This is a genomic window from Dolomitihabitans soli, assembly GCF_022213955.1.
GTDB classification, from domain to species: Bacteria; Actinomycetota; Actinomycetes; order Streptosporangiales; family Streptosporangiaceae; genus Streptosporangium_A; species Streptosporangium_A soli.
Genome location: NZ_JAKNTW010000003.1, coordinates 1 through 23,803 on the forward strand (window position 1 = coordinate 1; position 23,803 = coordinate 23,803).

At 68.0% G+C, this 23,803-nt stretch carries 28 protein-coding genes; 18 read left to right on the top strand and 10 right to left on the bottom strand.

Annotation, left to right across the window (positions count from 1 at the left end; genetic code table 11):
- Positions 1-418 precede the first annotated feature (418 nt).
- Together MBA17_RS07945 and MBA17_RS07950 are read left to right on the top strand one after the other, a co-directional pair.
- Positions 419-790, top strand: coding sequence for a hypothetical protein (locus MBA17_RS07945; RefSeq protein WP_238495640.1), 372 nt, complete (start codon positions 419-421; stop codon positions 788-790).
- An 81-nt stretch (positions 791-871) separates the two neighbouring features.
- Positions 872-1,480, top strand: a complete 609-nt coding sequence (locus MBA17_RS07950) for a DUF305 domain-containing protein (RefSeq protein ID WP_238495641.1) — start codon at positions 872-874, stop codon at positions 1,478-1,480.
- Between the two features lie 45 nt (positions 1,481-1,525).
- Here MBA17_RS07950 and MBA17_RS07955 read toward each other — a convergent pair whose 3' ends face one another.
- A complete protein-coding gene (locus tag MBA17_RS07955) occupies positions 1,526-2,125 on the bottom strand; it encodes a helix-turn-helix domain-containing protein (RefSeq protein ID WP_238495642.1) in 600 nt (199 codons plus the stop codon).
- 92 nt (positions 2,126-2,217) lie between these two features.
- Here MBA17_RS07955 and MBA17_RS07960 point away from each other — a divergent pair, with 92 nt between their 5' ends.
- The 4 genes from MBA17_RS07960 (at position 2,218) to MBA17_RS07975 (ending at position 5,165) form a co-directional block, all read left to right on the top strand.
- Positions 2,218-2,850, top strand: a complete 633-nt coding sequence (locus tag MBA17_RS07960) for a class I SAM-dependent methyltransferase (RefSeq protein WP_238495643.1) — start codon at positions 2,218-2,220, stop codon at positions 2,848-2,850.
- Positions 2,847-3,338 carry a DinB family protein gene (locus MBA17_RS07965; protein WP_238495644.1) on the top strand — a complete coding sequence of 164 codons (492 nt, stop codon included), beginning with the start codon at positions 2,847-2,849 and terminating at the stop codon, positions 3,336-3,338. Before MBA17_RS07960 ends, MBA17_RS07965 begins: the two co-directional genes overlap by 4 nt.
- A gap of 126 nt (positions 3,339-3,464) precedes the next feature.
- The gene (locus MBA17_RS07970) at positions 3,465-4,574 is read left to right on the top strand and encodes a C40 family peptidase (RefSeq protein WP_238495645.1); all 1,110 of its coding nucleotides are present in this window, start codon (positions 3,465-3,467) and stop codon (positions 4,572-4,574) included.
- A gap of 156 nt (positions 4,575-4,730) precedes the next feature.
- Positions 4,731-5,165 carry a DUF4396 domain-containing protein gene (locus MBA17_RS07975; protein WP_238495646.1) on the top strand — a complete coding sequence of 145 codons (435 nt, stop codon included), beginning with the start codon at positions 4,731-4,733 and terminating at the stop codon, positions 5,163-5,165.
- Positions 5,166-5,339: 174 nt separating this feature from the next.
- Here the strand turns inward: MBA17_RS07975 and MBA17_RS07980 are convergent, their stop codons facing one another.
- The 5 genes from MBA17_RS07980 to MBA17_RS08000 form a co-directional block, all read right to left on the bottom strand.
- Positions 5,340-5,876, bottom strand: a complete 537-nt coding sequence (locus tag MBA17_RS07980; protein WP_238495647.1) for a hypothetical protein — start codon at positions 5,874-5,876, stop codon at positions 5,340-5,342.
- 291 nt (positions 5,877-6,167) lie between these two features.
- On the bottom strand, positions 6,168-7,187 hold the full coding sequence (locus MBA17_RS07985; RefSeq protein WP_238495648.1) for a proline racemase family protein: 1,020 nt from the start codon (positions 7,185-7,187) through the stop codon (positions 6,168-6,170).
- A 201-nt stretch (positions 7,188-7,388) separates the two neighbouring features.
- Positions 7,389-8,111, bottom strand: coding sequence for a VOC family protein (locus tag MBA17_RS07990; protein WP_238495649.1), 723 nt, complete (start codon positions 8,109-8,111; stop codon positions 7,389-7,391).
- 105 nt (positions 8,112-8,216) lie between these two features.
- Entirely contained in the window at positions 8,217-8,396 is a 180-nt protein-coding gene (locus MBA17_RS07995) for a hypothetical protein (protein WP_238495650.1), read from the bottom strand.
- Between the two features lie 102 nt (positions 8,397-8,498).
- Entirely contained in the window at positions 8,499-9,488 is a 990-nt protein-coding gene (locus MBA17_RS08000) for a helix-turn-helix domain-containing protein (protein ID WP_238495651.1), read from the bottom strand.
- A 107-nt stretch (positions 9,489-9,595) separates the two neighbouring features.
- Between MBA17_RS08000 and MBA17_RS08005 the strand changes: the two genes are divergently transcribed.
- The 8 genes from MBA17_RS08005 (at position 9,596) to MBA17_RS08040 (ending at position 14,364) form a co-directional block, all read left to right on the top strand.
- A complete protein-coding gene (locus MBA17_RS08005; protein ID WP_238495652.1) occupies positions 9,596-10,627 on the top strand; it encodes a saccharopine dehydrogenase family protein in 1,032 nt (343 codons plus the stop codon).
- 121 nt (positions 10,628-10,748) lie between these two features.
- The gene (locus tag MBA17_RS08010; RefSeq protein ID WP_238495653.1) at positions 10,749-11,075 is read left to right on the top strand and encodes a PadR family transcriptional regulator; all 327 of its coding nucleotides are present in this window, start codon (positions 10,749-10,751) and stop codon (positions 11,073-11,075) included.
- Entirely contained in the window at positions 11,072-11,428 is a 357-nt protein-coding gene (locus MBA17_RS08015) for a DUF1048 domain-containing protein (RefSeq protein WP_238495654.1), read from the top strand. The genes MBA17_RS08010 and MBA17_RS08015 overlap by 4 nt, the downstream gene beginning before the upstream one ends.
- A gap of 1 nt (position 11,429) precedes the next feature.
- Complete coding sequence (locus MBA17_RS08020) at positions 11,430-11,756, top strand: DUF1048 domain-containing protein (RefSeq protein WP_238495655.1); 327 nt, start codon at positions 11,430-11,432, stop codon at positions 11,754-11,756.
- A 183-nt stretch (positions 11,757-11,939) separates the two neighbouring features.
- Positions 11,940-12,095 carry a hypothetical protein gene (locus tag MBA17_RS08025; RefSeq protein WP_238495656.1) on the top strand — a complete coding sequence of 52 codons (156 nt, stop codon included), beginning with the start codon at positions 11,940-11,942 and terminating at the stop codon, positions 12,093-12,095.
- Positions 12,096-12,408: 313 nt separating this feature from the next.
- Positions 12,409-12,777, top strand: a complete 369-nt coding sequence (locus tag MBA17_RS08030; RefSeq protein ID WP_238495657.1) for a YciI family protein — start codon at positions 12,409-12,411, stop codon at positions 12,775-12,777.
- 7 nt (positions 12,778-12,784) lie between these two features.
- Entirely contained in the window at positions 12,785-13,123 is a 339-nt protein-coding gene (locus MBA17_RS08035; RefSeq protein ID WP_238495658.1) for a YciI family protein, read from the top strand.
- Positions 13,120-14,364 (top strand): RNA polymerase sigma factor, encoded by a 1,245-nt coding sequence (locus MBA17_RS08040; RefSeq protein WP_238495659.1) that lies wholly within the window; start codon positions 13,120-13,122, stop codon positions 14,362-14,364. The genes MBA17_RS08035 and MBA17_RS08040 overlap by 4 nt, the downstream gene beginning before the upstream one ends.
- Before the next feature lie 63 nt (positions 14,365-14,427).
- On the opposite strand, the gene MBA17_RS08045 is transcribed toward MBA17_RS08040, so the two are convergent.
- Together MBA17_RS08045 and MBA17_RS08050 are read right to left on the bottom strand one after the other, a co-directional pair.
- Entirely contained in the window at positions 14,428-15,681 is a 1,254-nt protein-coding gene (locus MBA17_RS08045) for an MFS transporter (protein ID WP_238495660.1), read from the bottom strand.
- Positions 15,682-15,813: 132 nt separating this feature from the next.
- The gene (locus MBA17_RS08050) at positions 15,814-16,902 is read right to left on the bottom strand and encodes a mandelate racemase/muconate lactonizing enzyme family protein (protein WP_238495661.1); all 1,089 of its coding nucleotides are present in this window, start codon (positions 16,900-16,902) and stop codon (positions 15,814-15,816) included.
- Positions 16,903-16,989: 87 nt separating this feature from the next.
- On the opposite strand from MBA17_RS08050, the gene MBA17_RS08055 reads away from it, so the two are divergent.
- Positions 16,990-17,676 (top strand): GntR family transcriptional regulator, encoded by a 687-nt coding sequence (locus tag MBA17_RS08055; protein WP_238495662.1) that lies wholly within the window; start codon positions 16,990-16,992, stop codon positions 17,674-17,676.
- A 355-nt stretch (positions 17,677-18,031) separates the two neighbouring features.
- Entirely contained in the window at positions 18,032-19,660 is a 1,629-nt protein-coding gene (locus MBA17_RS08060) for an FG-GAP-like repeat-containing protein (protein WP_238495663.1), read from the top strand.
- 312 nt (positions 19,661-19,972) lie between these two features.
- Here the strand turns inward: MBA17_RS08060 and MBA17_RS08065 are convergent, their stop codons facing one another.
- Positions 19,973-20,455, bottom strand: a complete 483-nt coding sequence (locus MBA17_RS08065; RefSeq protein ID WP_238495664.1) for an Lrp/AsnC family transcriptional regulator — start codon at positions 20,453-20,455, stop codon at positions 19,973-19,975.
- Between the two features lie 34 nt (positions 20,456-20,489).
- Between MBA17_RS08065 and MBA17_RS08070 the strand changes: the two genes are divergently transcribed.
- Both MBA17_RS08070 and MBA17_RS08075 read left to right on the top strand, forming a co-directional pair.
- Complete coding sequence (locus MBA17_RS08070) at positions 20,490-21,416, top strand: EamA family transporter (protein WP_238495665.1); 927 nt, start codon at positions 20,490-20,492, stop codon at positions 21,414-21,416.
- Positions 21,404-22,384 (top strand): aldo/keto reductase, encoded by a 981-nt coding sequence (locus MBA17_RS08075; RefSeq protein ID WP_238495666.1) that lies wholly within the window; start codon positions 21,404-21,406, stop codon positions 22,382-22,384. The genes MBA17_RS08070 and MBA17_RS08075 overlap by 13 nt, the downstream gene beginning before the upstream one ends.
- Before the next feature lie 127 nt (positions 22,385-22,511).
- On the opposite strand, the gene MBA17_RS08080 is transcribed toward MBA17_RS08075, so the two are convergent.
- The gene (locus MBA17_RS08080) at positions 22,512-23,657 is read right to left on the bottom strand and encodes a serine hydrolase domain-containing protein (RefSeq protein ID WP_238495667.1); all 1,146 of its coding nucleotides are present in this window, start codon (positions 23,655-23,657) and stop codon (positions 22,512-22,514) included.
- Between the last annotated feature and the right edge of the window lie 146 nt (positions 23,658-23,803).

A 23,803-nucleotide genomic window follows, 5' to 3' on the forward strand; every position in this document is an offset into this window, starting at 1 on the left:
CACGACGGATGCCCCTGCGGCCTGCCACATGGCGATCGCCAGCCGTGGTGCGCGGTCGGCCCACGCCGTGCGATCCAGCAGTCGGGGGAGGAAGAGCGGCAGACCCTCGTCGCGAAGACGGCAATGACCGATGCCGACCTCGATGTGTTGCGAAGCCCCTCTGCGGGGGCTGCTCGTGGCCGTCGCACTGTCTGCATACAAGCCGTCCGGCATGACCCGCCACGGAGTCCGCGAGCAGGAGCGGCGGCCCGTCGTGCTCATGCCGTGGCGCCGTCCACTGGGACCGGCGTGCCCCACTGACGCCGAAGGCGGCTGTTCACACTTCCGTCTACTATGTTTATTAGTTGTATGAGTCGCGAGGGAGGAGATGATGGGCAGAGCCGGTCCGCGTGGAGCGTCACGGGCATCGCGATGGCTGTTGCTGGTCATCCTGGCTCTCGGCGTCTGCGGAATGCACACGCTCGGGCACCTCGACTCCGGGCACGGGCGTGTTGGTGGGGCCACGATGGCGGCGCATGGCTTTCCGGCCGACGAGGCCATCGCGCCTATGAGTTTCCCGGCGGCTGACTTCTCGACGCCGGTTCCGCGGATGCCTGAGCTTGATCCGACCTCTGTCTGCGTGGCCGTTCTCACCTCGCTCCTCCTGCTGGCGCTCGCCACACTCCGGACACGTGCCCGCCGCATCGCACACGGTCTGACGGATTCCGCGCTGTCCGTACTGGGCGTCACCCGGCCGCCGCCACGGAGTCCGGCCGAACGGCTGGCGCAGCTCTCGGTTCTGCGCTTATAGGCCGATCTTGCCCGCGGACGGCTTTTGAGCCGCCTCACGGAGAGTCCAGCAGATTCAGCTACCGAGAGAGTTCAGATCACCATGCACACCGACCGATTCATCATTCGACGACTCACGCTCACCGCTGCGGCGGCGGGATCATTTCTCCTGCTCACTGCCTGCGGCGGCGGCAACGACTCGATGGCGGGGCACGAGGGCATGAGCAGCAGCGCTCCGGCGACCACCACCGCCAGCGCTCAGTTCAACGACGCGGATGTGGCGTTCGCGCAAATGATGATCCCCCACCACGAGCAGGCCGTCGAGATGGCCGAACTGGCCGAGACCCGAGCGTCCGACGAAGAGGTCAAGGTCCTGGCCGCCAAGATAAAGGCCGCCCAGGACCCGGAGATCCAGACGATGCAGGGCTGGTTGTCCGCCTGGGGCAAGCCAGCGTCCCCTGGCGAAATGGGACACGACATGCCCGGAATCCTGTCCCAAGAGGACATGAATGATCTGGAGGCGGCAAAGGGCGCGAACTTCGACAAGCGGTTCGCCGAACTGATGCTCGCCCATCACAACGGGGCGATCGAGATGGCGCGCACCGAGCAGGACCAAGGTGCGGATCCCAAGGCCAAGGAACTGGCCAAGGCTATCGAGAGCGCTCAGCAAGCTGAAGTCGCGCAGTTGCGGAAGATCGTCGACCGTCTCTGACCGTACGTGATGCCCGGGCGTCGCTGCCCGGGCATCACCCGAGGCTCACCGCGCAGGAGAGCCCGCTCGTCGTGTGCGTGCGCGTACGTGGGCACGTTCGCCTTGGGGGCCGAAGAGAACCAGCAGTTCCACGGCATGTCCGTCGCCTGAGCCCAGCCAGTGGGGCAGTGCGGTGTCGAACTCGGCGGCTTCGCCTGCCGGAAGGATTAGGTCGCGGTCACCGATCAGCAGCCGCAGCCGTCCGGTGAGGACGTAGACCCATTCGTAGCCGCCGTGCGTCTGCGGGGTCGGTTCGGCCGGCTCAGGGCGGCTCGGAATGAGCATCTTGTACGCCTGCAGCCCGCCCGCTCGGCGGGTGAGCGGAATGAAGGTCATGCCGTGGCGGTGGATGGGGCGCAGGTGGATCCGCGGGTCGCCGGTGCGGGGTGCGCCGACGAGGTCGTCGAGCGGTACATCGTAGGTACGGGCCAGCGGCAGCAGCAGCTCCAGATTGGGACGCCGCCCGCCGCTTTCCAGGCGGGACAGGGTGCTCTCCGAAATCCCCGTGGATGCCGACAGGTCGGCCAGGGTGATTCCTCTGCGCTTCCGCAGCGCCCGCAACCGAGGCCCGACTGCGTCCAGTACATCATCCATGTCCTCGCTCATGGCGCCCATCTTGCCGGTCCAGCAAGTTTTCGTGCACTGCGCTGCGCCCGGCGGGACAGTGGTGCCGAAGCAGTCCACACGAGAGCGAAACCATGACTTCTACGAACGAACCTGCGCACTTCTGGGACGAGCACTACCGCACACACCGCGCCTCGGATGTACGAGTGAACCCCTTGCTCGCCGAGGTCGCTACGCCGTGCCCCCCGGGTGCCGCACTTGATCTGGGATGCGGCGGTGGAGGCGACGCGCTGTGGCTGGCCCGGCACGGGTGGCGGGTCACTGCTGTCGACATCTCCTGCACGGCGGTGCACACACTGCGGCAGCGGGCCGACGCTGACGGGCTGCCGATCGTCGCGGTGTGCATGGATGTGGCCCTTGAGTTCCCCGAGGGGGCTTTCGACCTGATCTCCGCGCAGTACTTCCACACACCTTTCGACCTTCCGCGGGCGCAGGTGCTGCGCACTGCCGCGTACGCCCTGCGCCCGGGTGGGCGGCTGGTGATCGTCGATCACGGATCTACCGCGCCGTGGTCCTGGAACCAGGATCCAGGCGTGCATTACCCGACACCGGCGGAGGTGGCCACGGAACTCGATCTGGAGCTCCGCGAGTGGTCGATCGTGCGCGCGGACATGCCTCAGCGCCACGCCACCGGACCTGCGGGCCGGACCGCGATCGTCACCGACAACGTGCTGGTCATCCGGCGGAACCCTGGAGGCCAACGATGAGCGGGACGCGCCGGCGCGATACCGGTCCGCCGGCGACCGGCCCCACCGAGAAGGACGTGCTGTGGGGGTTCCTCGATTATCTGCGCACCTCGGTGGCCGCCAAGGTCGAGGGCGTCCGCGAACCGCAAGTCCGCACCCCAGGTGTGGCCTCGGGGACGAACCTGCTCGGCCTGATCACACACCTGACCCACGTCGAGCGGCACTGGCTGCTGGGCCATCCGGTCCGCGATTGGAAAGCCACGTTCCAGCCCGGTCCGCAGGAGACCGCCGAGGCAGTCCTGGCCGCCTACCGCGAGACGACCGCGCGAGCGGACAAGGCGATCGCCGCCTGCACCGACCTGAACATGCCTGGCCCGCGCCCGGCCTCCCACGGCCGCAGTGCCCCTTCCTGGCGCTGGACGCTGGCGCATCTGATCGAAGAGACCGGCAGGCACGCCGGGCACGCCGACATCCTGCGTGAACTCATCGACGGCGCCACCGGCCGCTGAAGGACACATCTCATGGCGAGCATCCGCACCGTCCCCCGCTGGACCGCTGATCTACGTTCATGCTCCACGTTCCCGAATGCATAGCGGAGCTACTACGTTATACCGTAGAAAGATCACAGTGCTGGGATGCTGGAGGCAGTCGGTTTGCTTGGCTCAATTACGGAGCAAGGCGTAGTTCTGCCCGTCGCCGCTCTGGAGCATTCCGCGCAGATCCGGAATCGGGAAGGTGTTGTAGTGGCCAAGGTGGGCATCTCGGTGAGGTTCGGGCGAGTCCCGTGGGCCGTGGGATGTGTGATCGCTGCGCTCCTGCTTCCACTCGACTCGGCGGTTGCCGAACCCCGGCCGACGATTCCGCAGGCCAAGGCCAAGCTGTCGAAGCTCAACGACGAGGCCGGCGTGATCGTCGACCGTTTCAACCTGGCCGACGAGCGGTGGAAGAAGGCCGGGAAGCGATACGACCGGTTGAACATCCTCTACACGCGGCAGCGCGCGGTGGTCGACAGCTTGCGCAGAGATCTCGTCGCGGTAGCCGTCAACAGTTACCAGTACGGCGGGCTGACCAGCGGAGAAGGGCTCGCTGCGCACAATGATCCCCGTTCCGTCCTGGGCGGCATGGCAGCCCTCGACCAGATCACGGCTGGTCGGGCAGAGTCGCTGCGCGCCTTCGATGACGCGAACCGGGCATTGAAAGAGCAGTACCGGAAGGCCGAGGATGCGCTGAGCGATGCGGACAAGGCGCGAGACGTCCTGGCCAAGGAGAAGTCGAAAGCCGAACGCACGGTCGCCGAGCAGGCAAAGCTACTACGCAGGCTAGGAGCCTTTCGCGCGGGCGATCCGAACAGCACCGGCGTCACCTACACCGGCCCGGCCTCGGGCAACGCCCGGCAAGTGATGGAGTTCGCCTACAAGCAGATCGGTAAGCCGTACCAGTGGGGCGGTGAGGGCCCGGGATCGTATGACTGCTCCGGTCTGACCCAGGCGTCGTGGCGCGGCGCCGGTGTCAGCCTTCCGCGTACCACCTGGGAGCAGTGGAGCTGGGGAGCGCGCCGGCGAGTGCCACTGGAACTGGACCGGCTCCAACCCGGCGATCTGCTGTTCAGCAAGGGGCTCGGCCATATGGGCATGTACGCGGGAGGCGGGAAGATGGTCCACGCCCCACGAACCGGCGACATCATCAAAGTGGTCGACCTGGACGACTACTGGTGGGGACGGCTCCTCGGCGCCGTACGCCCCTGACGACTCGCTTGCTCTATCCCCTATCGAAGATAGTAGAGTCTCCTCTCGCAGCGTTATAGGCGAATTGAGGGTCAATGTCCAAATCAGCTGACCACGTGGATCATGGTGAGCAGCACAGCCATGCCGCGTCTGCCCATTCGGGGCACTCGGCGAAACGTGACGTGGGGGATGGCGGCGTCGGCGACGTTGCACTGCCTCACCGGTTGCGCGATCGGTGAGGTGCTGGGCATGGTGATCGGCACCGCTTTGGGCTGGTCGACTGTGCCGACAATCGTGCTGGCCGTCGCTCTGGCGTTCTTCTTCGGCTACGCGTTGACCCTGGTGGGCCTGCGCCGGGCCGGAGTGAACTGGCGCATGGCCGTACGGCTGGCACTCGCCGCCGACACCCTCTCCATCGTCGTGATGGAGATCGTCGACAACGCGGTGATGGTCGCGGTGCCGGGTGCCATGGACGCCGGGCTCGCCTCTGGCCTCTTCTGGGGGGCCCTGGCCTTCGCCCTCCTGGTCGCCTTCCTGGTCACCTGGCCGGTGAACAAATGGATCATTGGCCGAGGCAAGGGACACGCCGTGGTTCACGCTTACCATCACTGAGATCATCTCGGCCTGCCGCCGATTCCCGACGGCAGGAGGTGCGCCTTGGGCCGGAGAAGCCTGTGGTGGGCGTCGAGCTGATGACAGTGCCCGGCCGCCCTCCGGACATGGGCCGCCGGGCTCATCCGTCCGGAATCCGGTCCGGTCAGCCGACCGGGTTCGCGTGTCGGGCCACTACCTGAGGCAGTTCTGCGTGGTCCGGATCAAGACCACGCCCACGACCATGTTCTTCGACACGAGGAAGATGTAGGACGCCTTGGGGTTGCCCGGCACGGTGGCGAAGGTCCCGTACAACGAATTCTGCTTAAGTTTCGGGTAGGCGGCCCTCAATTGCGCGGGGGTGGAGCCCCTACCGATGCCCTGAGGCGTCTTGACGTTGCCGGGCGCGGAGATCGTGACCACGCCCTGCTTCTTGGAGATGAACACCCCTGCCCGGTCGCCGCCGTACCGATGTCCCTTCAAGTCCCAGGTCGAGCACGTGGTGGGGGCATCGATGTCCTTGCGGACGATCTTCCCGGTCGCCTTGGCCCGCGCGGCGGACATCCCGAGCTTCAGGCTGCCGTACCCGAATGGCCCGATCGTCATCTTCTGGGCTGCGGGGGCAGCTGAGGCGGCGTTCGCGGCGGGCGCGACACCGGCCACGGGAACCCCTCCGGCCAGCGCCATCACGAGTGCCGACCGGCCGATCCGCAGGCCTATGGTCTGTTTCATAGTATTTCCTCCATGATCATGAGTTCCACACCATAGTTCGGGTGCGGGTCCGCTCGTGAAGGATTCACACGATTGACCTCCTCCTGGTGACCGGCGGTCCAGCAGCGCCGCCGCGACACTCCGCCCGCGCGACGTTGTCCACCACGAGGTCCTCGACACGGCCCCCGCTCGGGTCGGTGCCACCAGCCGCAGCACGTCGGCGTTGGCGAAGAACAGCGGCGCGTCGAAGCGGTAGACGATGAGCCCCGGCAGGGTCTCGGCGTCGCGGTATGCATCCAGGGCGGATGTCGATCATCGCAGGACGAAGCCTGGGAAGAGTTCGTCGGCGGGATCGACGACGAACAGGTGCTCGCCGGTCTTGTGGGCGGTCCCGGAGACGACGGGGATGACGGCGAGCCGTCCGTCGGCGGTCACGTGATGGAGGACCCGGGCGTGGAAGCGGGATCCCACGATGGAGTCGTGCACGAGCCGGCGATCGTCGCGCAGGCGGCCGGCGGCACTGAGCATGGCGACGCGGGATGCGGTGCCCGACCCGCAGGGGGACCGGTCGACCTGCCCGTCCGCGAAGATCGTGACGTTGCGCTGGTGCGGGTTGCCCTCGCCGTCGTCGCCCAGGTCGTCATAGAAGATCGTGCCGTAGATGCCGCTGAGCCGTTCGTCGCCGGGGTGCCGGGCGTGCTCGCTGTCGTTGAGCGTCCGCTTGATCTCACGGCCGAGGGCGATGAGCCGGTCGATGTGGCGCGGTTCCACGGCCAGCCCGGCCGCTGAGGCCGCCACGTGCGCGTAGATGGCGCCGCCGTAGGCGATGTCCGCCCGGACCTCGCCGCGCGTGGTCGGCACGGGAACGTTCTCGGCGATCATGTAGCTGGGCACGTTGACGAAGTCGACGCCCGACACCCGGCCGTCTGCGGTGTGCACGCGCGCCGTCACCCGGCCGGACGGCACGTCGATCACGACGTCCGTGACCCCACTGGAGTCGGCCTCGATCAGACCTGACTCCACGGCCCACGTCCCGAGCGCGATCGTGCCGTGCCCGCAGGCGGTGGAGAAGCCGTCCTTGTGCCAGAACAGCACGCCGAACAGCGCCCCGTCGTCGTCGGGCGGGGTGATGAATCCCCCGTACATGTCGGCGTGCCCGCGCGGCTCGAAGCACAGCATCCGGCGCAGCCCGTCGACGGCCGGGTCCGAGATCGCCACGACCCTGCGCTCGGCCACCGCCCCGCCGCCGATGGCGACCGGCGGCTCCGCGACGATACGGAAGGGCTCACCACCGGTGTGGTAATCGACGGTACGGACATCGGATTGCGCCATCGCAAAAGCCCATCTACTAGCAAAACGTGGGTGAGCTGAACGGCCTTTGCCACGAGTCACGCCGGCGGCTCTTCAGTTGCGGCCGTCGTGTCGGCCTTTGCCGGCTACTGCTGGGCAGCGTGAGTCATGAGCCGCGGCGCCGCCGCCATCACACCGTGCCGCGGAGTGGATCGGAGGCGCGCCGTCCCCGGTCTGGTCACGCTATCGGGGGGTCAACACACAGAACTCATGGCCATCGGGATCGGCCATGACCACCCAGCTGACCTCGCCCTGACCGATGTCGATGCGCGTTGCCCCCAGGGAGATGAGACGGTCGACCTCCGCTTGCTGATCGCCGTCGGCGGGTGGAGCGAGGTCGAAATGCAGCCGGTACTTCCCGGTCTTCGGCATCAGTGGCGGACCGCCCCAGGTGATCTTCGGACCGCCGTGCGGCGAGCGAATCGCGGTCTCTTGGTCCTGATCCCAGACCAACGGCCAGCCCAGCGCTTCGCTCCAGAAGTACCCGACCTCCTGCGAACCGTCGCTCGCAAGCGCTCCGATGAATCCGCAGTCGGCGAGGAACTCGTTGCCCGGCTCGATGACGCAGAACTCGTTGCCGTCGGGGTCGGCGAGCACGACATGACCCTCCTCCGGACGTTGCCCGATGTCGATGTGCTGGGCGCCGAGCCCGAGCGACCTCGCCACCGTCTGCTGCTGGTCCTCGAGGGACGTGCTCGTCAGATCGAAGTGCATCTGGTTCTCGCCGGTCTTCTGCTCCTGGGTCGGAAGAAATCGGATCCGGAACCCGGTGTCATCGCTCGGCAGGAGCGCGATGCCGTCGTGGGGGTCGTCGGCCATCTCCCAGTCCAGGACTCCGGCCCAGAAGCGCGCGAGGCGGAGCGGGTCGTTCGCATCGAAGCAGAGCGCGACGAGCTGAGAAGTCATCCCGCATCTCCAATCAGCTGACTCACAGGCGCAGACAGGGCAAGTCCTCCTGGCGCATGACGGAAGCAACGCTAGCCCGATCGAGGACTGCGACGCCAACGCTTATCAGTCAGAGGGCGACGCTTCCGGCGCACGATCGGCAGGCGGCCGGGCGTGATCGACGCCGGTCCGCTCGGCCGGCGCGGCGAGCATCGCCGCCGGCGGATCATCATCGAGAACCTCCGGCACGCTCAGATCGAGCAGGTCGAGATTCTGCGTGAGCAGCGCCCGCGTCCTGCTCGACACGTACGCCGGGCTCGACTTCCGCCGCCGCTCACCTCGGCGACGCCGAAGTGCTCATCATGGCAAGCAATGGCGGGGCCTTGGCCACCGCCGCCGCGCTGCTCCTTATGGCTCAGGGCGTTGGTGGTGTTGCCCGCTGTCGTTCGGGCCGGGGCGGGTCCGTGAGCGGAAGGTGCGGCGGTAGGTGTCCGGCGGCACGCCGACCGTGCGGTTGAAGTGCCGGCGCAGCGTCGTCGCGGTGCCCATGCCGGTGGCCGCCGCGATGGTGTCGACGCTGTCGTCGGTGGTCTCCAGCAACTCCTGGGCGTGACGGATCCGCTGGGTCAGCAGCCATTGCAGCGGGGTGGTGCCGGTCGCCGACCTGAAGTGGCGGCCCAGGTTGCGTGAGCTCATGTTCGCCTGGCGCGCCAGGTCCTCCACGCTCAGCGGGTGATCCAGCCGTTCGATCACCCAGGGGAACAGTTCGGCGAGCGGGTGGTTGTCCGAGGCGGGCACCGGGGTGGTCACGAACTGGGCCTGGCCGCCGTCCCGGTGCGGGGGGACGACCAGGCGGCGGGCGACCGTGTTGGCGATCGACGAACCGTGGTCGAGGCGGACGAGGTGCAGGCACAGGTCCATGGCGGCGGCTTTGCCGGCGGAGGTGAGAACGCGGCCGTTGTCCACGTAGAGGACGTCCGGGTCCACCTTCACCTGCGGGTAGCGGTCGGCCAGGGCTCGGGTGTGCGCCCAGTGCGTGGTCGCTCGCCGCCCGTCCAGCAGACCGGCGGCGGCCAGCACGAACGCGCCCGTGCAGAGGGAGGCCACGCGTGCGCCTGCCTCGTGGGCCGCGCGCACCGCGTCGACCAGGTCGGCGGGTGGGTCCTCGTCGACGTCGGCCCAGCCCGGGATGATCACGGTGTCGGCGCGCGGGAGTTGGTCGAGCCCGTGGTCGGGCTCCAGCTGGAACCGGCCGACCCGTACGGCGCCCGGCCCGCAGACGACGACGCTGTACCAGGGGTCGGCCATGCCGGTCAGGCCGGCCCCGAAGACCTCGTACGCCAAGGACAACTCGAAGTGCAGCATCCCGTCGGTGACGGCCAGCGCGACAGTGTTCACGTCCGGAATTGTACGGGTCTTGGCGTTCCGGACACTCGCGTGGGGCACCCGCCCTCGCCAGGATGTCCGAGACAGATCGCAGCAGATATTGAGCACGGGGGAGAACCATGGGATCGGGACTTACGGTGGCGGTGTTCGGCGCGTACGGCCACACTGGACGCTTTGTGGTGGCACAGCTGCGGGATCGCGGGTTTGTCCCGGTTCTCTCCGGCCGCGACGCCGCCAAGCTGAGGGTGCTGGCGGCGTCCGATCCGGACCTGGACGCCCGCCCGGCGTCGGTCGACGATCCGGCCTCGCTCGACCGCGCACTGGCTGGTGCGGCGGCCGTGATCAACTGTGCCGGGCCGTTCGCCACGACGGCCGCCCCCGTGATCGAGGCGGCACTGCGCGCGGGGATCCCGTATGTGGATGTGGCGGCCGAGATTGAGGCCAACCTTGACACGTTCACGCACTTCACGGACCGCGCCCGCGCCGCAGGAACGGTGATCGTCCCTGCGATGGCCTTCTATGGCGGCCTCGGGGACCTGCTGGCCACCGCCGCGATGGGCGACTGGACGGCGGCCGACGAGGCGCACATCGCGTACGGGCTGAGCAGTTGGCACCCCACCGCCGGGACGCGTGCCGCGGGGGCGGTCTCCCGGCAGCGGCGGGGCGGTCGACGTGTCCGTTACACGAACGGGCGGCTGGAGTACCGCCATGACGACCCGCCGACCCTGGAGTGGCCCTTTCCCGACCCGATGGGCCCTCGGGCCGTCATCGGGGAGTTCACCATGGCTGACGTCGTCACCGTTCCCAGCCACCTGTCCATCCCCGAAGTGCGTACCTACATGACGGTCGAGGCGGCCAGGGATGTGTCGGCCCCGGACGCACCGACGCCGACCGCGGCCGACGAGCGCGGCCGGTCCGCACAGACGTTCCTCGTCGACGTCGTCGTGCGCTCCGGCGGCATCGAACGGCGCGCTGTGGCAAGGGGTCAGGACATCTACGCCGTCACCGCGCCGCTCGTGGTGGAAGCGGTCGACCGTATCCTCACGGGACGGACCAGGACGGTCGGGGTCGCCTCAGCCGGTGAACTCTTCGACGCGCCCGACTTCCTCCGCGCGATGTCCTCGCACATCTCCCTGGAACTGCGCCTTTGACGCGCTCCCCGGAGTGAACGCCGGGCGGGATTCAGCCTGGTGGCATGCTCCGCTACTCGGTGGTACCGTATAGTGGTACTCGATACCACCGAGTACCAGGAGTGACCGAAGAGGACGCACGATGGACAACCTGACGGAGATGCTGAAGGGCACGCTTGAGGGCTGCGTGCTTGAAATCATCGGCAGCGAGGAGACCTACGGGTATGCCATCACGCGTCGGCTGAACGAACTCGGCTTCGCCGACGTCGTCGAGGGGACGGTTTACACCATCCTGCTGCGACTGGAGAAGAACGGGCTCGTCCAGGTGACGAAACGACCGTCCGGGCTGGGCCCGCCGCGCAAGTTCTATGCGCTCAACGACGCGGGGCGCGAAGAACTCGTGACGTTCTGGGCGAAATGGGCGTACATCACATCACGGATCGACAAGCTCAAGGAGGGCGGGAGATGAACTTCTGGGAGACCATTACTGGCAGCGATCTCACCAGGGAATGGAAGGCGTTCGAAGCTCGGGCAGGGGCGTTGCCGGCCGACTACCGGGCGGCGTGGGAGCAGATCAAGGCCCACCTCTTCCCCTACGGGGACTTCACGGGTCGCAACCTGATGCCGCTTCTCGACAATGCTCTGGGGCTGCTCGAAGAGACAGCGGCCGATGGGCAGGGCATTCACGAGGTGCTGGGCGACGACATCCAGGGCTTCTGCGCGGCGCTGGCCGGCGAAGAAGGGGCCCGGAGCCATCGCGACCGGTGGCGCGATCAGTTGAACAGGAACGTCGCAAGGAAATTGGACCGGCTGGGAGGCTGACGTGGGCATCCAAGACATCATCGAGGGCAAGAAGCAGTGGCGGGCGCACCTGGCGCGGGTCAAGGCGCTCCCGCCGGACTACCAGATCGTCTACAAGGAGATGCAGAAGTACTTCTTCAAGATCGGACCGATCGACTTGCCTGACGGGACCCTGCTCTCAGGGATCGTCGACTTCTTCGAGGAGGGCGTCGCGGCCGGCAAGGGAGTCCTGGAACTCATCGGCGACGACGTCGCTGCCTTCTGCGACGACCTGGTCAAGGACTCGCGCACCTACGCGGACATCTATCAGGAGTCCATCAGAGGGGAACCCGGCACGGCCGAGAAGTAACACCCGTCGACCCGGCCCTATACCGCTTGATCAGCGCCGGCGCCTGCATCATCGGCGCATGCACGGTGTCGGTCGACCCGAACTCCAGCGCCTCTTCGACCTGGTGATCGGCGCCGACGGGTCGCACTCCAACACCCTCGGCCTGCGGAGCGCAACCAGGCCCTCGCCACGGAGGGCGGCGGCGTGGTCGCCCCGCGCACCCGGCAGCACCTCGACACGCGGAACGCGATCTTGCGCAGCCGTACGGCGCTGCCGTCCAGCACCGAGGGCCGTGCCGCCCACACCGCCTTCGACCTGCCCGACTACGAACACGCCCTCATGGACGGCGGAACCTGGTAGTGCTTGCCTGGAACTCGACGGGGTCGGGACGGGCCGACGTGCGGCAGGCTGACGCCGATGCGACCGGGGCGTTCTCCCACACCGGCCGGCCGCCGACCAGGGCGCGCCCCGCGGTGGCCTTCCGTGGCAGGTTCATTCCTCTGCTCCAGTGATGGCCGCTGGGCATGGAACGCCCAGGTCAGGCGCCTTCGCGACATAGGTGGAGCGGGCGGGAGATTCTTTCGGTCCGTACCGCAAGAATGCGGCACCGGCTCCGACTTCATGGTGAACGGCGCCTTCGGGGGCGCCGCCCGACCATTGAAGGAGACGGCGCATGAAGTTCATGTTGATCATGCACAACAACCCGCAGATCTGGGACGCGCTGACCGAGGAGGAGCGCAACGAGGTGATGAGCGGCCACGGCCCGTTCATGGAGACCGTCAAGAAGTCCGGGGAGATGATCAGCACCACCGCGCTGGCCGACCCGTCGCAGAGCGCCGTGGTCAGGGTCCGGGGCGGCGTCCCGGCGGTGACGGACGGGCCCTACCTTGAGGCCAAGGAGTACCTCGGCGGCTATTACATGGTGGAATGCGACAGCCGGGAGCGCGCCCTGGAGCTGGCCGCGCTCATCCCGGACGCCGGCGTCGAGGGCCTCGGCATCGAGGTGCGGCCGGTGCTCTTCGCGGGCACGGCCGACGGCTGAGCACACGGTGAAGTTCCTGCTGAATCTCTATCGGAGGGCCGTGGCCCTACCCGGGGAAAGGCTCGACCATGAGGAGTTCCTGGCCACGGCCGGGCAGGCAGGGGAACTGGTCAGCGCTCACGTGTTCGCCGATCCGTCCATCAGCGCCGTCGTATGGGCTCGGGACGGCGTGGTGACCGTGACCGAGGGCCCGTACTCGCAGACCCCGGATCATGTCGCCGGCCAGTACGTGGTCGACTGCGAGAGCCGCGAGCGCGCCGTGGAACTGGCCGCCCTGATAGCCGGCGGTCAGGTCGGCGGCGTGGAGGTGCGGCCGCTGATGGACTCCGCCGGGATGGAGATGTGAGCACGACCGAACGCCTCGGGGACCTGCTGCGCGAACTGGCGCCGCAGGTTCTCGGCCTGCTCCTGCGTCGCCATGGCGGGTTCGAGGAGTGCGAGGACGCGGTCCAGGAGGCGTTGCTCGTCGCGGCGACGCGGTGGCCCGCCGGGGACATCCCGGAAAACCCGCGTTCCTGGCTGGTCACCGTCGCCTCCCGCCGCCTGGTCGATCAGATACGCAGCGAGCAGGCGCGCCGCCGCCGGGAGGTCACCGCGGCGGTACGGGAGGCGCCGGACGCCGCCGTCGCGCCGGCGCCCGGCGAGGAAGGCCCGGGCGCCCGGGACGACACGCTCGCGCTGCTGTTCCTGTGCTGCCATCCGGGGCTGACCCCCGCCTCTCAGGTGGCGCTCACGCTGCGCGCCGTCGGCGGGCTCACCACCGTCGAGGTGGCGCGGGCATTCCTCGTGCCGGAGGCCACCATGGCGCCGCGGATCAGCCGCGCCAAGCAGCGGATCAGAACCGCCGGCGCATCGTTCGAGATGCCGCCGCCCCAGGAGCGGGCCATACGGCTGGACGCCGTCCTGCACGTGCTCTACCTGATCTTCAACGAGGGCTACACCGCCAGCTCCGGACCTGACCTGCACCGCGGCGACCTCACCGGAGAGGCGATCCGGCTCACCCGGATGGTGCACCGGTCCTTGCCGGATGACGGTGAAGTCGCCGCGCTTCTGGCGCTGATGTTGCTGACCGATGCCCGCCGTACGGCCCGCACCGGCCCGGACGGCGGCCTCATGCCGCTGGCCGAGCAGGACCGGAAGCGGTGGGACGCCGCCATGATCGAAGAGGGCGCAGCGCTGGTCACCGACGCCATGTCCGTCTCACCCCTCGGCCCTTACCAGCTTCAGGCGGCGATCGCCGCGCTGCACGTCCAGGCGCCGCGGGCCGAGGACACCGACTGGGAACAGATCCGCGTCCTGTACGGGATCCTCGCCCGGATCGCGCCGAACCCCATGGTCACGCTCAATCACGCCGTCGCGGTCGCGATGACCCGCGGGCCCCAGGCCGGGCTCGAACTGCTGGAGAGCCTGGACTGCGACCCCCGGATCGCCCGCCACCACCGCCTCTACGCCGTGCGCGCCCACCTCCAGGAGCTGGTCGGCGAGTACGCCGCCGCACGGGAGAACTACCTGCTGGCGGCCCGGTGTGCCACGAGCCTCCCCGAACAGCGCTACCTGCGAGACAGGGCAGGCAAGCTAGAGCGATAGCAGCCGGTGAGAGCGCCGGGTGTCCCCGCGCCGGCCATCCGATGGCGACGCGGGGGTCGCGTCTCAGCGGGCGGTGACGGGCAACGGTGCGACCTCGCGGATGACGAAGGCGTAGTTGAGCGCGCCCAGCAGCGCGATGCCGCCGATGACGCACAGCGGCGCGACGAAGGAGCCGGTGGTGTCCACGAGATAGCCGATGAGGATCGGCGTGATGATGCCCGCGAAGTTGGAGGCGAAGTTCTGCAGGCCGCCGATGGAGCCGACGTGACGCGAGCTCGGCGCGACGTCGGCGGGCAGCGCCCAGATGCCGGTGGCGGCGAAGGTGAGGCTGGAGTAGGAGAGTGCGAGCAGCGCCAGCGCCATCCACGCCTCGGGGACCAGCACCGCCAGGATGATCACCGACCCGCCGATCATGCCGCTCACGATGACGGTCTTGCGCACCTTGGTGACCGGGACGCCACGCCGGATGGCGCGGTCGGCGACGTATCCGCCGAGCCAGCCGCTCAGCACCGCGCAGATTCCCGGAAGCGCTCCGAAGAAGCCCAGTTTGAGCAGCCCGAAGCCACGCTCGGTGACGAGGTAGGTCGGGAAGAAGGTGATGAAGAAGTAGATGACGCTGTTCAGGCAGAAGAAGCCCAGCATCATGCCGATGACCGTCCGGTAGCGGAACAGCTTGCGCCACGGCAGGGCGGCGGCGTCCTCGGTGTCGGTGTCCGCCGATCGGGCGCCGCCGGCCCTGATGTAGGCGAGCTCGGCCTCGCTCACCCGCGGGTGCTCCCCGGGGTCGCGGTAGAACCGCCACCACAGGGCCGCCCAGATCAGCCCCAGCGCGCCGATGACGACGAACACCAGATGCCACCCGGTCAGCGCGACGATGGCGGTCACGATCGGGATCGCGATTACGGCCCCCACCCGGGAGCCGGAGTCCCAGATGCCGGTCGCCAGGCCGCGCTCCTGGACGGGGAACCAGGTCGCGACGACCTTGGCGCTGGCCGCCGGCGCCGGGCTCTCTCCGACGCCGAGCAGGAAACGGGCGGCGAACAGGCTCCAGAAACCCCGTGCGGCGGAGGTCAGCATCGTGAACAGCGACCACCACACGGCCGCGATCGTGAACGCCCGGCGGGCGCCGACCTTGTCGACGTACCAGCCCGCGGCGAGCTGGCAGAAGTCGTACGCCCAGAAGAACGCGGCGAAGATCATGCCCTGCTGGGTGGCCGACAGGGTGAACTCCTCGCCCATGAAGGGGAGGGCGACGCCGAGGCTGGACCGGTCGAGATAGTTGATCGACAAACCGGCGAAGGCGAGCCAGATGATCATCCATCGGGTTCGCCCGACGCCGCGTGGAGTCACGGCACTAGTGGGGGTGGGGGTGGGGGCCATCCGAAGTCCTCTGCTGAGCTTTCGAGCTTTGATATTTCCTATAGGATTGCTGCGCCGCAGGTCAAGGGGTTACGCGACCCGGCGGATGTCCATCGCGTCCCGATCCCAGGCGATTCCCAGGCCGGGAACGTCCGGCGCGACCGCGTGCCCCTCCTCGATCCGCATCTCCTGCAGGGTGATCGCTCGCAGCTGGGGGATGTGCTCGACGTACATCCCGTTGGGGATCGCGGCCACCAGGCTGACGTGCAACTCCATCAGGAAGTGCGGGCAGACCATGACGTTGAACGTCTCGGCCAGATGCGCGACCTTCAGCCACGGGGTGATGCCGCCCACCCGTGCCACGTCGACCTGCACGATGGAGGCAGCGCCCCGCTGGAGGTAGTCGCGGAACTGGGCGGGGGAGTACATCGACTCGCCCACCGCGACGGGGATCGAGGTCGAGCGGGCCAGTCGCAGGTGTCCGGCGACGTCGTCGGCCGGCAACGGCTCCTCGAACCAGAAGACGCCTGCCTGCTCGTAGAGCGCCGCCCGGCGGATCGCCTCGGCGGCCGTCATCGACTGGTTGGCGTCCACCATGATGTCCAGGTCCGCCCCGACGGCCTGCCGTACGGCCAGCAGCCGTTCGAGGTCGTGGTGGGCGCGGGGCTTGCCGACCTTGAGCTTCACGCCCGGCCAGCCGGCGTCGCGTGCGGCGACGGCGCCGGTGACGAGTTCGCCGGTGGACAGGTGCAGCCAGCCGCCCTCGGTGTCGTAGAGCGGGACGCGCTCGCGGTGGCCGCCGGCCAGCATCCACAACGGCTCGCCCGCCCGTTTGGCGCGCAGGTCCCACAGGGCGGTGTCGACCGCCGCCAGCGCGAGGGAGGTGATCGCCCCGACGGACGTGGCCCGGGTGGCGGCGAACAGGTCCTGCCACGCCGCCTCCACCAGCCGGGAGTCCCGCCCGATCAGCCGGCCGATGAGGTGCTCGCGCAGCAGCGACAGCACCGCCCGGCCGCCGGTTCCGATGGTGTAGGAGTAGCCGAGGCCGGTGAGGCCGTCGTCGCAGGTCACCTCGACGAAGATGGTCTCCTGCTTCACGAAGGACTGCACCGCGTCGGTGCGGACCGTCTCGACCTCCAGGTCCACCAGGAACGCCTCGGCATTGACGATCGTCGCCACGCCTCACCTCTTTCATAGATCCTATAGGAAATCTCCCAGTAGGATCCTGGGTGAAAGGCCGCCACCCCGTCAAGAGGAAGGCCCAGCATGCCGTCTACGCAGCAGCCCGAGGGCCGTGCAGCGCGCCTACCCCGGCGGCAGATCCTCACCGACGAGGTCTACGAGACGCTCAAAGCAATGATCATGAACTCGGAGATCACCGCAGGGGCGCGTGTCAACATCGACGCGCTCGCCCGCGACCTGCGGGTCTCCCAGACGCCGCTGCGCGAGGCCCTGGCCCGGCTCGAATCCGACGGGCTGGTCACCAAGGCGGCGCTGAAGGGCTACTCGGTCTCCCAGGTCCTCACCCGCGCCGAGTTCGAGGACCTGTACGAGCTGCGCCGATTGCTCGAACCCTGGGCCGCCGCCCGGTGCGCCGAGCGCGCGGGCCGCGCGGGCCGGGCGAGGCTCCAGGCGGAGATGTCCTCGTGCCGGGAGCCCGCCCCCGCCGGCGGTTACCAGAGTTACCGCCGGATGACCGAGCACGACCAGCGCTTCCACGGTCTGATCACCGAGCTGGCGGGAAACCGCGCCGTCCAGGCGTCCTTCGAGCGGACCCACTGCCACCTGCACCTGTTCCGGATCTCCTACGCCGACCGGCTCGGCACGCAGACCCTTCTGGAGCACCACCGCATCCTCGACGCCCTGCTCGCCGGCGATCCCGAGCAGGCCGCGGCGGCCATGCTGGCGCACCTCGACGCCTCCCGCGCCCGTCTGTCCGCCCACCTGCCGTGACACCGGCCGCACGCGTGCTCGGCCCACGGTGTCCAGAGGCGTAGGTACTCCAGCCGCACTTCTTGCTCTGATCAAGGCTCACGCCTTGGCCGCGCGGAAATCGTCTTGTTCCCCGGCCAGGCGTTGAAGGCCTGCGAGTTCCACGCGATAGGAGGAGGCGTATCAACCCGGCCGAGGTCGAGCGCCTCGGAGGGCCTGCCGTCGCGCAGCTGTGCCGTACGACCGGAGGTGGCCTCCAGAACCCGGTGCCCGGAAGCCGCCCGGCGTACCGGTTCAAGCAGCATACCGTCGGTATACCGCCGATCCGTAAAATGCTCCGCCGAGCGAGTACCCAAATCTACAAGGTGAGGCAGGCATGGTGCTGGCAAGACCCGGCCGAGGCGCGGCGAGCAACCGGTGTGCCCTGGCGGTAAGCATGTGCGTCATCCTGCTGATGCTGGCAGCGGCCGTCACCGTCCCAGAATCTGCGTTGGCTCGGTCAGCTAGTTTGAGCTCGTATGACCAAGTAGTCCTCTCGGACCGCCCGGTCGCGTACTGGCGGCTGTCGCACCCGTCGCGCGGCAAGGAGACCGACCAGACCGGCAATGATCACGTCGGCACCTTCCGCGGCGTCACCAGTACGGTGAGGCTCCCGAACCAGGACGGCGCGTCGGTTTTCAACGGGTCGTCGGGATACTTCCAGGTGCCCAGCGCCAAGCAGTTCCACATCTCCACCAAGGGCAAGTTCACCGTAGAAGCGTGGATCATGCCGCAGACGCTGCAGTTCGCCAAGCAGGAGCAGACGGGCTACGTCTACTTCATGGGCAAGGGCACAAAATCGGGCGCCGGGGGAGACCGCGAATGGGCGGGCCGCATGTACTCCAAGACGAACACCGAGAACCGTCCCAATCGCATATCCGGCTACGCCTGGAACCTTGACGGCGGCTACGGAGCCGGGGCGTACTTTCAGCAGTCGGTGAAGGTCAACCAGTGGATCCATTACGCGATCACCTATGACACCGCGGAGGGCAGTTACGGGAAGGTGCGCATTTACCGGAACGGCGTGCTCGCGGGTACCGACCACCTGGCCTACCGCCCTGGCACGGGCGACGAGGTCATCGTCAAACCCAAGCCAGGATCCGCCCCCGTCCGTGTCGGCACTCGGGACGGGAAGTCGTACTTCAAGGGGGCGATCGGAAAGTTCGCCATCTATGATCGCGAACTCTCGGAAACAGAGCTCAGATCACACTATGCCGCGATGACGGGATCGAGTCCGCAAGGCCCGGATTTCAATTCGGATGGCGTGGGTGACATCTTCTCGGCCGCCACCGGCACTTTGAACATCTGGAACGGCAGGGGCGCCAACAACTTCACCAGCCGCATCGAGGTCGGCGCCAACTGGGCGGCCTACAGCAAGCCCATCGGTGGCGACTTCAACGGCGACGGCATCGGTGACCTGATGGCCGTCAAGGATGGCGTCCTCCACATCTGGAACGGCAAGGGCAGCAACAACTTCACCAGCGCCATCGCCCTCGGCGCGGGCTGGACCCAGTACGCCGCCACTTTGATGTCACTCGGCGACATCAACGGCGACGGCCACACCGACATCGCCGCAGTCGCCAACGACCACCTGCAAATCTGGAACGGCAAAGGCGCCAACAACTTCTCCAACCACATTGAGGCCGGCGCCAACTGGGAGGCCTACAGCAAGCCCATCGGTGGCGACTTCAACGGCGACGGCATCGGTGACCTGATGGCCGTCAAGGATGGCGTCCTCCACATCTGGAACGGCAAGGGCAGCAACAACTTCACCGGCGCCATCGCCCTCGGCCCGGGCTGGACCCAGTACGCCGCCACTTTGATGTCACTCGGCGACATCAACGGCGACGGCCACACCGACATCGCCGCCATCGCCAACGACCACCTGCAAATCTGGAACGGCAAAGGCGCCAACAACTTCACCAGCCGCATCGAACTCGGTCCCGGCTGGACGCAGTACTTCTAAAAGGTGTCCCGCTCGAAATGGGATTCCGCCCGGCACGCTCGGCTTCGGCATCCACTTCACGCATGCGCAGTTCGGGCGACGGGTCGGCGACGGGGGACACCCATGACGGTCGTTGCCCAAAGGTTGCTGGGCAAAGGCTCAGGGCGGGTGGTCGATCGCCGGGCTGGTCTGTATCGAACCGGGGATGCGCACGAGGCGGTCACGCCGGTGACCCTGCCCGGCTGAGCGCGGCCCGGTCGCACCCCTGGCGCTGGTCCCGCCCGTCGGCATACCGGAGGACCGCGCCGAAAGTCGGCAAGGCGGGACCGAGTCTCACTCCAGGGGCAGGGGGCGGCGTGGCACGGGCGCAGTGTGGATGAGAGACGTGGTCGTGTGACCGTACGGGGTGAACAGGTCGAGGATCGGTTCGAGCTCGTTGACCGCCCGCAGGTGCATCGTGAAGTAGAAGCAGTCGTCGCCGGTCATTCTGTAGCATTCGACGATCTGGGGAACCTCCTGGGCGATCTTGGAGATGCGTTGGAGTTCCCGGATCGCCGGGCGGATTCGAACCATCACTGTGACCGGAAAGCCCAGGGCCCGCGGGTCGACCTCGGCGCGATAGCCGGTGATCACTCCGGCCTCCTCCAGCCGCTGCACCCGGTCGGCCACCGCGGGGGCTGACAGGGCGACCCGGCGGCCCAGCTCGGCGAAGCTCACTCTGGCGTCGACCTGCAGCTCGGCGAGAATACGAAGGTCGAGGGCGTCGATTCCCTTTGGTTCGTAGGTCCGCTCGGGTCTGATCTTTCGATTCGCCATTCTCCTAAATTACGGGTTGGCCGACGATGGCATCATGCCGCCTACCGGCCCTCGCGCTGTCCTCTCCGCGGCGCCTCCATGGACCTACTTCATCGGGAGCGCCGTCTTCCACTACCTCGGCCCGGCCTTCGCCGTGCTCCTGTTCAACAGGCTCGCCCCGCTCGGGGTCGCGGCATTGAGGATCTGGAGCGCAGCACTTGTTCTCGCGCTCTGGCGTCGCCCCTGGCGAACCCTCGCCCGGCTCGACGCCGAGGGGCGTCGTACGCTCACCGCCTGGGGCGCGGTGCTCGCGGCCATGAACGTCTGTTTCTATCTGGCGATTGAACGCGTACCCCTGGGAACCGTCGCCGCGATCGAGTTTCTGCCGGTCATCGTGCTGGCCGCGCTCGGTGCCCGTACGGCACGTAACCTCGTGGCACTCGTGGCAGCCGTCGGCGGTGTCTACGTGCTGACCGGCATCCGGCTGGCCGGGGAGCCGCTGGGGTTGGTGTTCGCCTTCGCCAACGCGGTGCTGTTCGCCGCCTACATCGTGCTGGCCCACCGTACGGCTCGGCGTCTGCGCGGCATCAGCGGCATCGACGGGCTGGCCGCCGCCATGCTCATCGCCTGCGTGTTCGTCGCGCCGGTGACCGTTTGGCAGGCCGCTCCCGCGGTGATCGACCCAGTCACACTCGCCGCAGGGATCGGGGTGGGGATCTGTTCGTCTGTGATCCCGTACGTGTGCGATCAACTCGCCATGGCACGCATGGCTCGGTCCACGTACGCGTTGCTGGTGGCGCTGCTTCCGGCCGCGGCGACGGTGATCGGCATCGTGGTGCTCCGGCAGCTCCCCTCACTCGCCGAGCTCGCCGGAGTCGGGCTCGTGGTGCTCTCAGTCGCGCTCCATCGGGAACTTCGGCCTCTTCCAGCCGCGGTGAAGACCACGCTCTCACAAGAAGGTAAGGCGAAATGCGATACATGAAGCTGGGCTCGTCGGGACTGCAGGTCTCCCGGATCTGCCTGGGCATGATGACGTACGGAGATCCCGGTTCCTGGGCGTGGATGCTGCGTGAGGACGCGGCCGAGCCGATCGTACGGCGCGCGGTCGAGGCCGGTGTGACGTTCTTCGACACCGCCGACATGTACTCCGACGGCGCGAGCGAAGAGATCACCGGGCGGCTGCTCAGCAAGCTCTTCGCGCGCCGCGACGACTACGTTCTCGCGACGAAGGTCTACTTCCCGACGGGGCCGGGCCCGAACGACCGAGGGCTGTCCCGCAAGCACGTGCTGGCCGCCATCGACGCCTCGCTGACCAGGCTTGGAACCGACTATGTCGATCTTTACCAGATTCACCGCTGGGACTACGAGACGCCGATCGAGGAGACCATGGAGGCCCTGCACGACGTGGTGCGGGCCGGCAAGGCACGCTACATCGGGGCCTCCAGCATGTACGCCTGGCAGTTCGCCAAAGCGCAGCACACTGCTCAGACGGCCGGCTGGACCAGGTTCGTGTCGATGCAGAACCACTACAACCTCGTGTACCGGGAGGAGGAGCGGGAGATGATCCCGCTCTGCCTGGACCAGGGGGTGGGCGTCATCCCGTGGAGCCCACTGGCACGCGGACTGCTCACCGGGAGCCGCCACCGCGACAGTCAGCCGCGCACGGTCCGATCCGGCAGCGACCCGCTGGCCGACAGCATGTACGAGGACGCGGACTTCGACGTCGTCGACGTGGTGCGTGCGGTCGCCGGCGAACGAGGCCTGCCACCGGCGCAGCTCGCGCTCGCGTGGCTACTCGGAAGGTCGGGGGTGAACGCGCCGATCGTCGGGGCGAGCAAGGTGGGTCATCTGAGCGACGCGATCGCGGCGGTGGACGTGTCCCTGAGCGAAGAGGAGAAGGCCCGGTTGGAGGCCCCTTACCGGCCACACCAGATCATCGGGCACTCTTGAACGGGGCCTTGGCGGCGGCCGAGACCTCGTTGGCGTCTTTCGATGCCGCCAGCCGTTCCGTTGCCGATCAAGCCCCTGCTCGCGGCGGCCCCCGGGGGACGTCGCGAGCAGGGGGCGGGCAGCGTGCTTACGCACCCATGGAGATGCCGAACTCCGCTTCGATGATCTTGAACATGGGGTCCCAGGTCTTCCATTCGGTGTTGGTGTGGACGGCGATGGTGTGTCGGCCGTCGGGGGTGCCGACCGCGAAGAACCAGGATCCCCAGAGGCTGCCGCCCACGCCGCGCAGCGTCCGGCCGCCCGTCGCCTGCTCGTCGAACTCGAACAGGCCGAGGCCGTAGCGGGCGTGCGGCATCCAGTGAGCACCCTCGGTGGAGACCGTGGTCCACATCTGCCGGTGCTGGGCCGGCGGCAGCAGGCTGCCGCCGGCCATCGCGCTGATGAAGCGGATCATGTCGCCGGTGGTGGAGACGACATTGCCGGCCGACCAGGCCGGGGAGGAGTTGAACTCGGTGACGTCCAGGGGCGGGAGGCCGGGCTCCTCGATCATCGATTCCCAGTTCTCCGAGGTGACCGCCGCCGGGTCGGCGCCGTCCTTGAAGAACAGGTTGGAGTACGCCCGCGGGTGCGGATCGGGGTACCCGGTGTCCTGGGCGGGGCGTACGCGGGTGTGGGTCAGGCCGAGCGGCTGGATGACCCTGCGCGCGACCTCCTCGGCGTAGCTGCTGCCGGTGAGCTTCTCGATGATCGCCCCGGCGAGGTAGAAGCCGCCGTTGGCGTACTCGAAGCGTTCGCCGGGCTCTCCGACCGGCGGCTGGGACACCGCCACCCTCAGCAGTTCCTCGGTGGTGAAGGTGTCGAAGCGATGCTTGACGAACCCGGAGCGGGTGGCGTAACGGTGGCTGATCTCCGGTGCCAGGCCGGTGGCGAACAGGCCACTGGTGTTGCTGAGCAGGTGCCTGATGGTGATCTTGTTGCCGTCGTAGCCGTTGACGTCCAGTGCGCCGGGCAGGTGTGCGTTCACCGTGTCGTCGAGGCTCAGCCGGCCCTCGGCCTCCAGGGCCAGAAGTACGGCGGCGGTGAAGGCCTTGCCGCTGCTGCCGGTGTGCATGTGCTCCCCCGGCCGACGCGGGGAGCCGGTCTGGATGTCGGCCACGCCGGCGGTGCCGAACCAGGTCCGGTCGCCGTCCTTGACATCGGCGACGATGCCGGGGATGCCGACCTCGGCCACTGCCCAGTCGAGCACCTGCTGCACGTTCTCGTTCGTTGCCATCGCACTGCCTTTCGGACGTTTCTTCCGTACGTCCTCCACGATGTCCGGCGGCTCTGACAGGCGGCTTATAACGCTCTTCCAGCCGGCACCGGCTTGATGTAAGGGGGTTATCAGGACGGCGGATGCGCATGGTGGCGGGCACGACT